General features: G+C 52.6%; 16 protein-coding genes and 1 tRNA gene. 7 read left to right on the forward strand and 10 right to left on the reverse strand.

Annotated elements, in window-relative coordinates:
• Positions 1–321: 321 nt before the first annotated feature.
• Both QGG23_03865 and QGG23_03870 read left to right on the forward strand, forming a co-directional pair.
• The gene (locus tag QGG23_03865; GenBank protein MDP6048564.1) at positions 322–1,704 is read left to right on the forward strand and encodes a hypothetical protein; all 1,383 of its coding nucleotides are present in this window, start codon (positions 322–324) and stop codon (positions 1,702–1,704) included.
• Between the two features lie 154 nt (positions 1,705–1,858).
• Positions 1,859–2,290 carry a nitrilase-related carbon-nitrogen hydrolase gene (locus QGG23_03870; GenBank protein ID MDP6048565.1) on the forward strand — a complete coding sequence of 144 codons (432 nt, stop codon included), beginning with the start codon at positions 1,859–1,861 and terminating at the stop codon, positions 2,288–2,290.
• Between the two features lie 40 nt (positions 2,291–2,330).
• Here QGG23_03870 and QGG23_03875 read toward each other — a convergent pair whose 3' ends face one another.
• The gene (locus tag QGG23_03875) at positions 2,331–2,495 is read right to left on the reverse strand and encodes a hypothetical protein (protein MDP6048566.1); all 165 of its coding nucleotides are present in this window, start codon (positions 2,493–2,495) and stop codon (positions 2,331–2,333) included.
• Between the two features lie 146 nt (positions 2,496–2,641).
• Between QGG23_03875 and QGG23_03880 the strand changes: the two genes are divergently transcribed.
• Complete coding sequence (locus QGG23_03880) at positions 2,642–3,187, forward strand: dihydrofolate reductase family protein (protein MDP6048567.1); 546 nt, start codon at positions 2,642–2,644, stop codon at positions 3,185–3,187.
• Between the two features lie 235 nt (positions 3,188–3,422).
• Complete coding sequence (locus QGG23_03885) at positions 3,423–4,187, forward strand: creatininase family protein (GenBank protein MDP6048568.1); 765 nt, start codon at positions 3,423–3,425, stop codon at positions 4,185–4,187.
• Between the two features lie 243 nt (positions 4,188–4,430).
• Here QGG23_03885 and QGG23_03890 read toward each other — a convergent pair whose 3' ends face one another.
• A complete protein-coding gene (locus QGG23_03890) occupies positions 4,431–4,697 on the reverse strand; it encodes a hypothetical protein (protein MDP6048569.1) in 267 nt (88 codons plus the stop codon).
• Positions 4,698–4,912: 215 nt separating this feature from the next.
• Here QGG23_03890 and QGG23_03895 point away from each other — a divergent pair, with 215 nt between their 5' ends.
• Positions 4,913–5,614, forward strand: a complete 702-nt coding sequence (locus QGG23_03895; GenBank protein MDP6048570.1) for a membrane protein — start codon at positions 4,913–4,915, stop codon at positions 5,612–5,614.
• A gap of 81 nt (positions 5,615–5,695) precedes the next feature.
• Here the strand turns inward: QGG23_03895 and QGG23_03900 are convergent, their stop codons facing one another.
• From QGG23_03900 to QGG23_03925, 6 genes are all read right to left on the reverse strand, one after another.
• Entirely contained in the window at positions 5,696–6,466 is a 771-nt protein-coding gene (locus QGG23_03900; protein MDP6048571.1) for an HD domain-containing protein, read from the reverse strand.
• Positions 6,467–6,582: 116 nt separating this feature from the next.
• A tRNA-Leu gene (locus QGG23_03905) sits at positions 6,583–6,668 on the reverse strand.
• Positions 6,669–6,676: 8 nt separating this feature from the next.
• Positions 6,677–7,084: a glycine cleavage system protein GcvH gene (gene gcvH, locus QGG23_03910; GenBank protein ID MDP6048572.1), complete on the reverse strand. Its 408-nt coding sequence runs from the start codon at positions 7,082–7,084 to the stop codon at positions 6,677–6,679.
• Entirely contained in the window at positions 7,081–8,205 is a 1,125-nt protein-coding gene (gene gcvT / locus QGG23_03915; GenBank protein MDP6048573.1) for a glycine cleavage system aminomethyltransferase GcvT, read from the reverse strand. Before gcvT ends, gcvH begins: the two co-directional genes overlap by 4 nt.
• Positions 8,206–8,285: 80 nt before the next feature.
• Positions 8,286–8,819: a hypothetical protein gene (locus QGG23_03920; protein ID MDP6048574.1), complete on the reverse strand. Its 534-nt coding sequence runs from the start codon at positions 8,817–8,819 to the stop codon at positions 8,286–8,288.
• A 67-nt stretch (positions 8,820–8,886) separates the two neighbouring features.
• Positions 8,887–9,117: a hypothetical protein gene (locus tag QGG23_03925; protein ID MDP6048575.1), complete on the reverse strand. Its 231-nt coding sequence runs from the start codon at positions 9,115–9,117 to the stop codon at positions 8,887–8,889.
• A 245-nt stretch (positions 9,118–9,362) separates the two neighbouring features.
• Between QGG23_03925 and QGG23_03930 the strand changes: the two genes are divergently transcribed.
• Entirely contained in the window at positions 9,363–9,998 is a 636-nt protein-coding gene (locus QGG23_03930) for an MBL fold metallo-hydrolase (protein ID MDP6048576.1), read from the forward strand.
• Positions 9,999–10,043: 45 nt separating this feature from the next.
• Here the strand turns inward: QGG23_03930 and QGG23_03935 are convergent, their stop codons facing one another.
• The gene (locus QGG23_03935) at positions 10,044–11,468 is read right to left on the reverse strand and encodes an amidohydrolase (GenBank protein ID MDP6048577.1); all 1,425 of its coding nucleotides are present in this window, start codon (positions 11,466–11,468) and stop codon (positions 10,044–10,046) included.
• Positions 11,469–11,796: 328 nt separating this feature from the next.
• Between QGG23_03935 and QGG23_03940 the strand changes: the two genes are divergently transcribed.
• Positions 11,797–12,480, forward strand: a complete 684-nt coding sequence (locus QGG23_03940) for an HAD family hydrolase (GenBank protein ID MDP6048578.1) — start codon at positions 11,797–11,799, stop codon at positions 12,478–12,480.
• A 15-nt stretch (positions 12,481–12,495) separates the two neighbouring features.
• Here QGG23_03940 and QGG23_03945 read toward each other — a convergent pair whose 3' ends face one another.
• Positions 12,496–13,926 (reverse strand): M28 family peptidase, encoded by a 1,431-nt coding sequence (locus QGG23_03945; GenBank protein MDP6048579.1) that lies wholly within the window; start codon positions 13,924–13,926, stop codon positions 12,496–12,498.
• Between the last annotated feature and the right edge of the window lie 116 nt (positions 13,927–14,042).

Genomic DNA, 14,042 nt, shown 5'->3' on the forward strand with positions numbered 1-14,042 from the left:
CGTGGTACGCCCTTGAGCACTTGTCTAAGGTCAAAATAATCTCCATGACAACCTTTTCTCTTTGATACTGCATGGGATCCAGGAGGAGCTCTCTCTTGCCATCATCCACTAAACTCAACTTAGAGGAGATGTTATCTATCTACTTTTCTTAGCTCCCGCTTTCTCCATGGCAATCAGGGTCTCCTTGGAGGCCCCCCGTAAGGACTTGGGTTGTCCTTCTTACTATAGGCCCTGAAACACAGGGTCGTCGTCAGGGTTTGAGCGGTCTCGGGTTGGCTTGTCTCCCGCTTTTTAGCGTCGGATTTTCATAAAAAGTAAAATATGGTAAAGTCAAACTCTGAAAGGATCCCGTTGACTTGGACGCCGGTACCCTTGGGCAGATGGCTGAAGATGTTCCTTGGAATGGGCTTGTTGTTGAGCTGTTTGTTCCTAGCTGGCAGATCGGTTTTACGCCAATCCTCAAGCCTAGATATAGATGAATCTTTACAACCTAAACCAACCCCTTCATCCTCACCTTCACCAAGTCCAAGTCCAAGTCCAAGTCCAAGTCCAAGTCCAAGTCCAAGTCCAAGTCCAAGTCCAAGTCCAAGTCCAAGTCCAACCCCTGACCCTAAACCTGACCTCTTCACCGGGGGGCATTACACGATTTATCAGGGCGGCGGGGGATACGGGTTTTATCAGGGCGAGCTTCGTCGGGAGGGGGAGACCTCCCCGGATGCGAGTTATATCATCCAGAGGGTGTTTGAGTTGGCGAGGGGGGGTGGGAAGATCGTTCTCCGGAAGGGGGTCTACCGTCTATCGAGGGGGCTGGTGATCCGGGAGGGGTGGCATTTCTACCTGGAGGGGGACGACGAGTACTCCACCATCCTACTGTACTCGGGGGAGCCTGCCCTGTATATTCTGCAGCTTCAGGGGAACAACCAGGGGACCAGGCTGAGTGGTTTCACTCTCTCGGGTTCCGAGGCTCGGGTGGCGCTCATCGTCAACACGACGTCCTATCAGAGTCTTGTGGAGCTCGACCATCTCCAGATAGGCTGGAATTATCGCTACGATGAGTGGGGCGGCGAGTACGAAAGGACGGACTTTGGCCTCTTCGTTTACATGAGCGATGTGTTGAGGGTCTCCGATTCGGATATTTACGGGAACGACGTCGCGGTGAGGATCGGCTCCGGGACGGATATGTTCTTCACGGATACGGATTTCGCGGTGCTGCCCATCGGGGGGGAGAAGTACAGGATAGGTTTCTGGGCCAACACGGTGGCCAACGATGGGTGGGGGATGAGAGTCTTCGAGGGCACGGTCTACATCTCCCGGTGCACCAACAACGCTCCCCTCTCCACGGGGTACCTGCTGAGGAGTTTCGCGCATCTGAGCGACAGCTACATGGAGAACGGGCGGAATCCGTTGGTGTGTGAGAACGCGGTGTTCAACGTCGAGAACAGCAACTTCATGAGTGAACCCGGCACTGTCGCGGTCATCAACGCCATGGGGAGCACGGGGTTCTTCGAGAACAATTTCGTCACGATCCATCCCGAGAACACGGAGATAATGTACCTCCTCGCCCACAGCTTCGACACCCCCACCGGGATGATCCATTTCAAGGACATCCGGGTTTTCGACTATGCCGGGAATCTGCCTGCGGAGTATTTTCTTGGGAACCCTGAGCACAGGGTCACGTCGGATATAATAATCGATGTTCCCTGAATGGGATCGGTGACCTAGCTCCGGCCAAGGGGAGATGCGCCGCGTGCGGGGACTTTTACTTCGACGGGGACGCCTCAAGGCTCCTGGACTTCAGGCTAAGAGTTGGGTAGTCTGGCGTGGGTCGCCATGGCTCGTTGGGCTGTTGGCCTAGAAGATGCCGAAGAAAAGCCTCAGGAATCAGATGAAGATCCTGAGGGGTAGCAGGGCTAGGTTCACTATGAGGCCGACGAAGATCCCGATGCTCATGACGGAGAGGGATACGAGCCCCAGCAGCATGTACCCCGAGGACCTAGAGGGGATTCAGGACCTCAAGGAGTACCCTGAGACGGTATGCCGGGGAGGAAGTGTCATCATCGCTCCTCTTGGCGAGGAGCTGGCGGGGCCCCTTTACGACAGTGAGGGCATCCTGTATGCCGATCTGGATCTGGCCCAGGTGGTACGTAGCCGCTTCGACTTCGATGTTGTTGGCCACTATTCTCGCCCAGACATCTTTCAGCTGCTGGTCGACGAACGCTCCAAGCCATCCGTCCTTTCAAGGGTAGGAGGTCCGGCTGAGTCGCGCACGGAAATCGATGAAACGGAATAATCGTAGAGGCCGTTAGACCGGCTGTCTACGCGCGGGTTAATCACGCGAGGAACTTGAGGGCGTTTTCCCCGAGTACGAGGGATTTCTGCTCGTCGGTGAGGAGCGGGAGCTCGCTGATCCTCTCTGCTTTTGCGTCTGAACACCCTGCCGCCTTGAATGACGCCAAGGAGATCCGACTCAACCTTTCCGCTGATATCGTGACCATGTTATTACAACCTTAACGAGAAGTTTGTCGTCAAATCGTATAAGGTATCTCATAGGTGGAGCGTCGGGTCATTCGCGTCTAAGGGGGCAGCGCGCGCGGCCCATATTCTTTTCTTGACTTTCGGCAATGTACATTGTGAAGTTTCTTTGGTTAATTACGTCTATATTGCTGCAAGTCTGGATGGTTTCATCGCCACAAAAGACGGGGGTCTCGACTGGCTTAATGAGATTCCTAATCCAGATCAAACCGATTACAGGTACGCTGAGTTCAATAGTGGTATCGATGCTATCGTGATGGGAAGAAATACATTTGAAAAAGTCTTGACCTTTGGTTTCTGGCCATATGATAAGCCTGTATTTGTTCTTAGTCATACTCTTGAAAGTGTACCCGATGACATTGTTGGTAAAGCTGAAATCGTTAAGGGTGATTTGAGGAATCTTCTTGACAAGCTGAAGAAACGAGGGCTTCAGAATCTCTACATTGATGGAGGGCGCGTTATTCAGAGCTTTCTCGAAGAGGACCTTATAGACGAAATGATCATTACGAGGGTTCCGATTCTGCTTGGGGAGGGCATTCCGTTATTCGGTAAAATTGAGAACAGTTTGAAGTTTAGCCTTAAGAAGACTGAGGGCTTCAATGAAACACTCGTTAAAAATCATTACATCCGCGTACGTGAGAAGAACCAGAGTTGACAAAGAACCCTGATGTGCGCGCAACGGGGAAGAACATTCTCCGGTGTGAGGACCCGTATTCATATTCTCAGTAAAAGTCTTTCAATGCTTCTCGCGTCTCTGTGGGGAAGTCTCTCAGGGGTGAAATCGTGGTCATAGAATCACGTATTATTCTTTGTTTTATGGAGATAAAAAAGTTAGCGGCCCTGCGTTCATGTTAAAAACACGGTCGATGAGAACTAGGGATGGTGTTTGAATGGTTCAGCTTGCCGAGAAGTCGTGGCCCGAGGCGGGAAAGATCTTCGAGGAGAACGATGTTGCGATCCTCCCGGTGGGGAGCACGGAGCAGCACGGCCCCCACAACCCCCTGGGGACAGACCACCTCATAGCTTCGAGGATGTCCTTAGAGGTGGGGGAGAGGACCGGAGTCCCCGTGCTCCCTTTGATCCCGGTGGGGGTCTCCGTCCACCACAGGCAGTTCCCGGGGTCCCTCTGGGTGCCTCCCGCTGTCTTTAGGGACTACATAAGGGCAATCGCCCTGTCCGTTGCAAGCCACGGTATCAGGAAGCTTTTGGTGATCAACGGTCACGGGGGGAACACTCCGAGCCTTATGGAGGTCGCCGGGGAGCTCCGGAGGGAGCACGGGGTTTTCGCGGCTGTCGCCTCCGCCTTTCCGCCGATGGATGGCCATGCGGGGGAGGGGGAGACCAGCGCCAACCTCTACTTCCACGGCCACCTCGTGGATATGTCCAAGGCAGTGGACACGAAGCAGAACGAGGAGCTGGGAGGCCTCAAGGTCGAGGGATTCAACTTCATCTACCCGGGGAGATTCGCATGGGACACCCCTGATCTGAGCCCCACCGGGGTGATAGGGAACGCCGGGGTCACCATCAGAGCCACCACCGCTTCCGAGGAGAAGGGCCGGGAGGCCATGGAGCTCCACATCGACGACCTATGTGCCCTGGTGGAGGAGCTGAAGAAGGCGGAGATTAAAGGGCTCCTTCCAAAGCCACATAAATGACTCAAGCCTGAGAGAGAGAAGTTCCCCCTAGAGAATGGGGTCCCTAGCCATGGCTGCTCAGAACCCTAACTAGGTGGGTATGATCCACCAACGCGCGCGGCTATTTACCTCTGGAATGACACACTCAATAAGGATCTTTATGAATTTGAAGCACTCAGCTTAATCTTCCCCAAGCTTACTCAGGGTGATACCGTGCACGAAAAAACCTATAAATTGTTTACGCGCTTGAACGGGAGCAGTATACTAAATTTGGATGGTCTGAGGGCCGTCCCAGTAAAATAGGAGGATAGTCTCTTTTGAACAGTTCGAGGCTCCATGTTTTTCCCCCTTAAGGGTGTATGTAGATACCCCGTCCATGGTAGTTTTGACCCCTTGAGGTGACTTAACCTCCCCCTTGATGCAGTAGAAGAGTTGGTTGGCATCGGGATGGCTGTGAATCCTGTCTGCCACTCCCATTGGGAACTTTAGCAGTGCCATCATGGCCCCTGTCTCATTGTCTCTCCAGATCACCTTCTACTTCACGTCGGTGAGGTAGTAGCCCCTAGGCGGGTCCTCCCACTCAATCCCTTTAGTGTCCACCGTTATCATTTTCATTCCTCGTAGAGGTTATTTTGAAAGTTAGGGAAAAATCGTGGAAAAAGGTTTGTATTCCAACCGATTGTATTTCTGCATCTAATGGGAGTATTGGTTTTGGGAGAATAAAGGGCACCAACGAAGGGTTAAATGTGTTGAATGTGAAATGTCCGCCTGTGGTCTCCAAACTCGTGGAGAACTGGCTGAAGTTCCTGGGGAGAATGCCCTCCCTCCTCCTAGGTCAGTTCCTCTTCTCCTTAGGGGTAGTGGCCAATCTAAACGCGGGGCTTGGGGTGAGACCGTGGGACGTCCTCTGTGTAGGCGTGATGGGTTATACGCCGTTCACCTTAGGGCGGGTGGCCCAAGTTCTAAGTCTAGTTGTCCTGGTATTTGGGTGGATGTTGGGGTATCCCCCTGGATTCAGCACCGTCACCAACACATACTTTATCGGAGTCTTCATCGACCTCATTATTGTGTGGGACGTGGTCCCATTACCAACCAAAGCGTTTTTGAAACTGGAGCTTCTGATCCTTGCGATAGGACTCTTCGCCGCTGGGTCCCTCTTCTATCTTCGGGTGGGGCTCGGCGCAGGCCCCCGGGATGGCTTAATGATGGGTCTCACAGAAAAGCTAGGCTGCTCTATATCAAGAATCCGTGGGATGATGGAGCTAACGCTGGTCACGCTAGGCTTCTTGCTGAAAGGTCCTGTGGGCTTGGGGACTATAATTATAGCGCTGAGTCTCGGTCCCGCAATCCAGCTCGCGTTCAGAGTGGGGAGATTAGACTCTGAGAACACGGAACAACTGAGCTTTCCCCGGCTCGTAAGCGTTCTCAGAGGTCGCGGGGAGTTCTAGTGTCTCTCCTAGACTGGAGAGACCATCAAAAATCGGTCTGAAAAAGGCACACTGATTCGTGGTGGGATATAGGGTCTGTTTTCAGAGGGTCTTTATTTCCTCTCCTTCCATCAGAGCGACAACGTTAAGATACTGAGAGATGCCAGATGTCCGTATCTTACGACCTAGTACCTCCTCTATCTGGAAGACCCCCGACGGGTTTTTCATGTGTACTAGAATGTGGACGGGCTCCGGATCCCCAGACTCGATCTCGACGCTCTTTATTGATAGCGCGGAAAGCGAGTGAATATCTACCTTTCCAGCGTTGTATGGCACCCGTGCCCTTCCCTCTGCCATGTCAGTTCCATCCCCAACGGTGATAGCGCCAGCCTCCAAACTTAAGCACTGGACCTCGGTGTGGTGGGCGAAAATGGAGTGGAGAGCCTCGTGCCTTATTCTGAGGGCGAGCTCCCCGTCGTCTGGGACCACTTTAGTAAGGAGCCTGTCCAGGATGGGGCGGGCGATATTACACCCGTGTATATGGTGATCAGCTCTGTGGATTGAGTTCCCGATATCATGGAGGTAAGCCCCACAAAGAACAATGAGACGCGCGTCTTCCTTGGAGATTCCGTTCTGCTCCGTGTTGCGCTCCATTTTCTTGTCTAAGAGATCGAAGATCTCCAGTGAACTGCCAGCAGTTATCCTTGAGTGAACGGCTCCATGGTCGTTATATCTCAGGCGGTTGACAGTCATCATGTTGGACATTTGGAGGCAGCCCTGGACCTCAGAGTCAGTCTCTAGGAGATCAAACATCTGTTTAACGCGGGGTTCTCCTAGATGGGAATAAACGAGTTCAGTGGTAACTTCTATCATATATATTCCTCCCTAATACTCAGACTCAGTGCAATAGACATAAAATACGCGTTGGGAGTTAGGGTTATGTTTTTCCCTTTGCTGGCATGCTGATAATAATGCGAGAGATTCAACCGTGGTGCGGGAGGTGGGACTCGAACCCACGGAGGACTAGTCCATCAGGACCTGAACCTGACCCCTTTGGCCACTCGGGAACCCCCGCAAGAAAGCCTAATGGGAAGACTCAGCCACGTGCCTAATGTACGAAGTGGAGTCCATGAGGTGGACCTTGTCTCCCTCCCAATCCGAGGGCTTTAGCTTCGCGATCCACCCCTCCCCATAAGGAGACTCGTTGATCAGCTCAGGGCTGTCTAGGAGCTCATCATTCACCTCGATGATGGTGCCCCCCACGGGATTGTTCAGATCAGAGACGGCCTTTACTGATTCAAGCGCGCCAATGACTTCCATCAACTCTGCGTCTCCCCCCGCTTCAGGAAGTTCCACGTAAACGATCTCATGAAGCTGCTTCGAGGCATAATCTGTGACTCCTATGACCACGGTGTCGTCGGCCTCTAGTCTAGCCCACTCATGTTCCTCCGTATATAGGAGGTTCTCAGGTATATCAAACTCCTCGCTCATTGTTTATCCCTTTTCCATCCATATATAGAATCATCATAAAAAGGGTGAGACTTAACAATCTTTCCCTCCACAAGCTTCTTCCGGACACGGATCATCACAGGAGTCCCCACTTTACGATATTCGACGGGCACATACCCGATGGCTATACCATAACCTAGAGTAGGGGCAAAACCCCCACTCGTCACCTCCCCGATCACCCTCTCACCGTCACTTTCGAGGATATCATAGTGCTGCCGGGGCAACCCCCTGCCCACCATCTGGATTCCCACTTGGATCCGTTTGATGCCATCCGCTCGGGCTGCCTGGAGAGCCTCGATACCGATGAAACCCCCCTTCTTTTTAAACTTCACCGCCCACCTGAGCCGAGCCTCCAACGGGTTCGTGGTCTCCCCGATATCGCTCCCATATAGGTTGAGCCCGGCCTCCATCCTGAGACTGTCCCGGGCCCCAAGACCACATGGAACTGCACCAGCCTCCACGAGATCGTTCCATACCTTCAACGCTTTATCAGGCGAGCTCACCGGGCAGTCAAGAATAAAAATCTCGAATCCGTCCTCCCCCGTATAGCCCGTTCGAGCCGCCATACACTCCAGTCCAGAGATAGTAAGTTTCGCGATACTAAATCGAGCCACTTGAGAGACGTCCTCCTCTGTGACCTTCTGAAGAGTCTCCACCGCTTTTGGCCCCTGGAGGGCAATCATAGCAATCTCGTCAGAGACATCTGTAAGCTTAACATCTAACTCCGAAGTGTTCTGCTTGAGCCAGTTAAAGTCCTTCTCTCGGTTCGCTGCGTTATAGACAATGAAGAAAGCGTTGCCCTCCCTTTTATAGGTGATAAGGTCGTCTACGATCCCAGCATTGGGCCTTAGCATCAAGGCATATAGGCCCTGGGAGGGCTTTAGCTTGGATACGTCATTGGTCACGACCCGGTTTACGAACCTCTCCACATCTGGCCCTCTAGCCATCGACCTCCCCATGTGACTGGTGTCAAACATGCCAACGCTGTTGCGTACAGCGTTATGCTCCGCGATGATCCCCTTGTACCAGACGGGCATAGCCCATCCCCCAAAGTCCACGATGTTACCGTGCATCTCGTGATAGGCGTAGATATGGGTCTTCATGAGCTCCAAAAGTAAATCCTCGCTACCCAATATGCACCGCACGGTTAAATCTGTTGTCTGAGAGCCGCTAATCCTCCATTTCAGGGGCCCGAGGATTTCCGGTACCCATTCTCCCGGTGCCCCTCCATGAGCTTCAAAAGGATCTCCTCGGGCCTGTTCTCAATCATCCTCCGGATCATAAAGCTGGTGGCGTTGTCCACCTGATAACGGGTGATGCTCCTATAGGTGGCCTTCCTCACGACCCTGAGTCCCTTCAACCCCAAGGATCTCTCCTCCTGTAGCTCCGCTGAAAACTTATACCTATTGTACTCAATAAGCCCCACCCCCGGAGGGAGGTTCCCAGGGCTGACGAGGCGCATTGGGGTGAGGAGATAGTTGTAGTTGCACCCCGTACAAAAGAACCCGTTCCTGAAGTCCCCTCGAGAGACCTTCACCTCGATCCCCCGTAATACGTTCTGTCTGACCTCTAGGCGCCGGGGGTCCACCCCCTCATCTGGGATGCCTTGGGGCCTTACGAATCGTTCCCCGACACCGCAGACATCGATGATATGGTGCTTGTCTAACTCGTGGATACGGCTTTGCCCGAACCTGCTGAGGGGAACCTCAGTGTCCACGAGGAAGCAATCCTGGTTGAGGAGGAAGGCTAGCCCAACCTTTTTGAGGAACGCGTGGAGGTCTGACTCACCCAGTCCCAGGCCCCCCTTCCTGCCCGGGTATCCACTCGATCAACTTTCTGCTTTGGAGGCCTCCTCCTCCCCAGAATACGAGACCCTCAAAGGACATGAGACCACCCTGCCCTGTCGCCCTCACAAGATCCACGTATTTCTCCAGATCCACCAAGCCCCTGTATCCCACTGACCTCACTATTCTAAAGGAATTTCCGTGATCAGCGTCCACATACACATAATCCAAAGTTTCCCGCCGCCATATTTTTCCCCACTATCGCGCACGCAATTCTGTAACCAGTCTTGGAAGGATCATAAGGGGGATCTCAAAGTTACTCGAGCATGCGAGTCTAGAGGAAGAGAGGTTCTCGCCTCATTGAAAAAGATAATATAAGAAAGGTCTGAAAAAATTGGCTCGACTTTATTCCCTTTTGGAGTTCATTTTGAGAAAACAGATAAGCATGGCAGGACTAAGGTCCTTCGATATAGTCTATGATGTTGAAGTGGCTGGGCCATGCAAGCTGGAAGATAAATACGGGTGATAAGACGATCTATATAGATCCCTACCAGGGGAAATACGAAGAGGAAGCCGATCTGATCCTCGCGACCCACTCTCATATAGACCACTGTGAGCCCTCTAAGGTCAACATGGTGAAGGGTAAGGAAACAGTAGTGGTGGCCCCCTCGGACTGCGCTGAGAAGATCGGGAGCTCCGTGAAGAGCCTGAAGCCCAGGGAGAAGGTCATCTATTGTGACGTGGAGATCAAGGCCGTTCATGCGTACAACGTTAAACGATTCCGATCTCCGGGGATACCTTTCCACCCCAAGGGACTTGGCGTGGGCTATATAATTAGGGCTAACGGGAAGACCGTTTACCATGTGGGGGACTCGGACTTCATACCAGAGATGAGGGGTTTCGAGGAGATCGATCTACTGCTCATCCCCAGCGGGGGGACCTATACCATGGACAACAAAGATGCTGCTGAGGCTGCCGTCGCCATCCGCCCTAAGAAGGTGATTCCTATGCACATCTGGGACACTGATCCCAAGAAATTCAAAAAGCACGTTCAGAAGGCCTCAGACGTCCAGGTCGTAATCCTGAGTCCTGGCGACACCTACGAACTTTAATCCCCTTTTTCCCTTATTCAGGGAACTCAAGATCCCAAACTCGCGTCAGATCCACTGATCCAAGGGAGGCTTGGCATTCGGAGGCAGGGGTGACGTATATTTTCTCCCCGCGAGCCTCTCCTTCAACTCATCTTGTGCCTTCTTCAAGAGGTCCCTGTCGGTCATTAGTTCCAGAGCCGCTCCCGCCATAGTCTTTGCTGCGAAGAGTAGACTCTTATGTCCTATACTCATCCCGGAGGTGGCGACAGTTGTCCACGAGTGGCCCGGGGTGCCGAGAACGACCGTTGTGGTACTGAACTCCATGGTGGGGGTGTTCCATGATACATCGGCGACGTCTGTACTACCTGCTGAAACATTCCCCTCGTTCCAAGGGTTGAGGATGTCTGTTACAAGATTCACGTCTACATACCTCTTCCATTCAGGGATCTTCCTCTTCCTGAGGCTGTCCATCTTCGCCTGCATGGGAACCACTTCCGCTATCTTAGCTGCAAAAGCAAGTTCTTCATCACTGTATGTAGGGGCCCCAATCTCACGCATGTTAGCAATCACAAGCTTGCTCAGGGTTTTGTTGGGCATCTTGTTGTAAATGGCCTTTTTGAATTCCACCTTATGGGTGGTTCCAGTCATGAGGGCAGCTCCCTCGGCTATTCTAAGAACCCAATTATATATGTGGTCCACCTGGTCCCTCTCTGGGGCCCTGATCAGATACCAGACCCTGGCGTAGTCTGGGACCACGTTGGGCTGATATCCGCCCTCCTCGATGATATAGTGGAGACGGGCCTTCTCAATAACGTGCTCCCTCATATAGTTCACCCCGATGTTCATCAATTCTACTGCATCTAAGGCACTGCGTCCCTGCTCAGGACTCCCCGCTGCGTGGGCTGTCTTCCCGTAAAAATGGAACTTTACCGAGTTATTCGCGTTGCTGCTCTGAAGGCTGGCGGTGTTCAAACTATTAGGATGGTGGCTAAGGCAGGCATCGACCCCGTTGAAAACGCCGTCCCTCACCATCCAAACCTTGCCGCTGAGCATCTCCTCAGCGGGACAGCCGAAAAACTTGATTGTCCCGGGGACCTTCACCTTATCCATTGCTACCTTGACCGCAAGAGCCCCTCCGAGCCCAGAGACCCCGTGGATGTTGTGACTACAGCCGTGGCCCGGTCCACCTTCAATGAGAGGGTCCTTAACCGGGACGGCCTTATTGGAAACACCGGGGATGGAGTCATACTCCCCCATGATTCCTATAACCGGCCTCCCGCTGCCCCAAGTCGCCACAAAAGCAGTGGGTATCCCGGCCACCTCCATCGCCACCTTGAAACCTTGGCGCTCTAACTCGTCGACGAGGAGCTTTGCAGACTTTACCTCTACGAATCCTAGCTCGGCGTACTCCCAGATCTCGTCGCTGACCTCGATAAGCCTCTCCCGGTTCTGATCGATCCAGTCCCAGGCTGCTTGCTTCAAACCCGACATTGACGAATCTTCCAGAGTATGTTCAATGTACTATTTATTGACTGGTTAATCTCATTTACCAGATTTGCAGGGATCCATTTGGGGTAAGTATTCCTGAAATTTGGGAATCCTTTCAAGTGCCTCCGTCTTTGCAATTCTGAACGCGGGGTAATAAATAGTCCTTGAGGGTTCAGAGTGTTACGGAGATGTGAAACTTCATTATAATGTTCCCTATCAATCATGTCGAGCTCCGCGGACGCGGCCTTTGGGGGAGCAGTGTAGCAGACTAAAGGAAAAAAAAGCGGTCCTCTGAAAAGCGATTATAAACAACAGAGTTGTATCTCTTATAATGGGTCAATACAAGGCCGTGATTTTTGACCTTGACGGCACCCTCCAGGACTCCAAGATAGATTATCAGAAGATGATTGAGTGCGTGCGGGTGATCCTGATAAGAGAGGGCATAAATCAGAGCGCCATTTGCGACAAAGGTGGAGTCTATCGTATCATCCGCGGCGGTAGAGCCTCACTATTTGAACTCGGCGTGAGAGACAAGCGGGTCCAAACAGTCCTCGACCTGATGACCGAGGCCATGAATGCGACCGAGCTGGAAGCTGTGGATCGTGTAGAGCCAAAGCCCAATGCTCTCCAAACCCTCAAAATTCTCCGTCAAAACGGTATCCTAATGGGAATAGCAACCAGGAGCCATCGGGTATACGCCGAGAGATGTCTCGCCAAGATGGGGATGCGCAAATATCTGCAGGGGATTCTGGCCAGAGACGACGTGTCCTATCCAAAACCCGACCCTCGCCATCTGTTTGAAACCATATCCCTCCTTAACGTTAACCCTAAGAATGTGCTCTTTGTAGGAGATACAACCACCGACTTTGAGACAGCCCGAGCTGCCGAGGTGGATTTTATAGGCTACAGAAGGGATGATGAGTGGGGGCAGCGTCTCCTGGACGCTGGATGCACGGTAATGGCTGAAGACCTCCTCGAGGTTGCTGAGATGGCTCTGAAGTCAAGAAAAGGATAAAAAAAAAGTTGGGTGCTACCAGTCAGATTTCCTGTTGAGCCAAGCCTGGGTCTCAGGGAGAATCTCTTTCCAGGTTTTAATGTATTTCTTGGTCTTCTCCGCGAGCGTTACGGTCTTGTCGAAGCCTTGTTTCTTTATAAACTCCTGGATCTCCTCAGGATTCTTCCTCCTCGCTGGCCACTCTTGGACATTAGCAATCCTGAAAACGAACCGTGAATAGTTCGCAGCTGCGAGCCGGAGAAATTGCTGGTCTACTTTGTCGACGGTGTCATATTTCGTGTGGCCATAGCCCCTCCCTGTTCGGGTCCTCCTAGCCTCAGGGTCTCCCCCACTCCCGCAAGGTACGCTACTTAGGAAGAACGGCCAGTGGTCGCTGTAGGGGCTTATTTTCTGATCCGTGGGCATCTCAACGTTCATCTCGGCGGCCCATTGCCTGAGGAGGGTTTCGAGCTCGGGGAAGTTGTGGAATATCACCCCTTTCTTCCCGGGGCTCCCCCCTGAGTCGAGGTTGAGCATGAATCGAGCTTTGTCCATCTCGTTTCTGTGCCTTGCAACGTAGTTATAGGAGCCGTACAGACCGATCTCCTCAGCACCGAAGCAGATACACCGGACACGACGATTCAGATTTTTCTTGACTTTATTTAGGACCCTAGCGATCTCCATCACGGTGACGGTCCCTGAGGCAGGATCCATGGCGCCTTGGCTGATATCGTGGCCATCGTAGTGGCTCCCAACCACAACGTACTCGTCATCCACCGGGTCTTTTGGCTCCACGTCGCAGATCACGTTAAAGGTATCAACATCATAATTTGTGTCCGTGGTCCGGAGTTTCACGATGACCTCATCACTTCTCTCGGTGAGCCTCACGAGATAACTACCGTCCTCATAGCTGATCCCAACCGCAGGGATGACGGGACTAACTCCCCCCGTAGGGGGCCCGTAGGCTTGGTAGTGGTTCATAAAGATCCAGCCCTTGGCCCCCGCAAGGACGCTCCTCATATACTTTTCAGACCTGTGGAGGAATCGTTGTATCCCCATGGGGTTCCTACTTGTCACCAGCACAATGTTCCCGTCGATCTCATCCTTCCTGCTTTCGTAATCAGCTATGGCCCCGTCCCCGAGGTAGACTAGCTTCCCCTCGATCTCTCCTCCGAGGCTGTGGGGGAGGCTGATGACCTCGAACCTCTTCTTGATAGGACCTGTTACCCGGAGCTGGGCGGGTCCCCTCTTCCACCCTGGGATTGTGTAGGTCTCATAGTGGGCGTTCTTGAGACCATTTCTCTTTAGTTTCTTGACCATCCACTTGACCGAACCGAAATCCCCCTTAGTACCTGGGAAGCGGCTATCGTAGACATCACAAAGAACCTTGAGGTTGTCCATGGGCTCCGAGGAAGTATAGACCTCAGAGACAATCTTCTTGTCCACCTTGAGGTATGGGTTTTCCACTAGAATTACACCGGAACATAATCGCCCATATATGTTATAAAAACATCTGAACAGGACGTAAAAGAGGTGAAAAGGGAGTTAAATATGAAGGGCCTCCCGGTCTGGTTTACCCCCTC

Source organism: Candidatus Bathyarchaeota archaeon (genome assembly GCA_030739585.1).
Classification (GTDB): Archaea; Thermoproteota; Bathyarchaeia; order TCS64; family TCS64.

Coding starts and splice junctions, on each gene's coding strand:
- QGG23_03865 (MDP6048564.1), top strand. CDS start 322: ATGGTAAAGTCAAACTCTGAAAGGATCCCGTTGACTTGGACGCCGGTA.
- QGG23_03870 (MDP6048565.1), top strand. CDS start 1,859: ATGCCGAAGAAAAGCCTCAGGAATCAGATGAAGATCCTGAGGGGTAGC.
- QGG23_03875 (MDP6048566.1), bottom strand. CDS start 2,495: ATGGTCACGATATCAGCGGAAAGGTTGAGTCGGATCTCCTTGGCGTCA.
- QGG23_03885 (MDP6048568.1), top strand. CDS start 3,423: ATGGTTCAGCTTGCCGAGAAGTCGTGGCCCGAGGCGGGAAAGATCTTC.
- QGG23_03900 (MDP6048571.1), bottom strand. CDS start 6,466: ATGATAGAAGTTACCACTGAACTCGTTTATTCCCATCTAGGAGAACCC.
- gcvH (MDP6048572.1), bottom strand. CDS start 7,084: ATGAGCGAGGAGTTTGATATACCTGAGAACCTCCTATATACGGAGGAA.
- gcvT (MDP6048573.1), bottom strand. CDS start 8,205: ATGAAGACCCATATCTACGCCTATCACGAGATGCACGGTAACATCGTG.
- QGG23_03930 (MDP6048576.1), top strand. CDS start 9,363: ATGATGTTGAAGTGGCTGGGCCATGCAAGCTGGAAGATAAATACGGGT.
- QGG23_03935 (MDP6048577.1), bottom strand. CDS start 11,468: ATGTCGGGTTTGAAGCAAGCAGCCTGGGACTGGATCGATCAGAACCGG.
- QGG23_03940 (MDP6048578.1), top strand. CDS start 11,797: ATGGGTCAATACAAGGCCGTGATTTTTGACCTTGACGGCACCCTCCAG.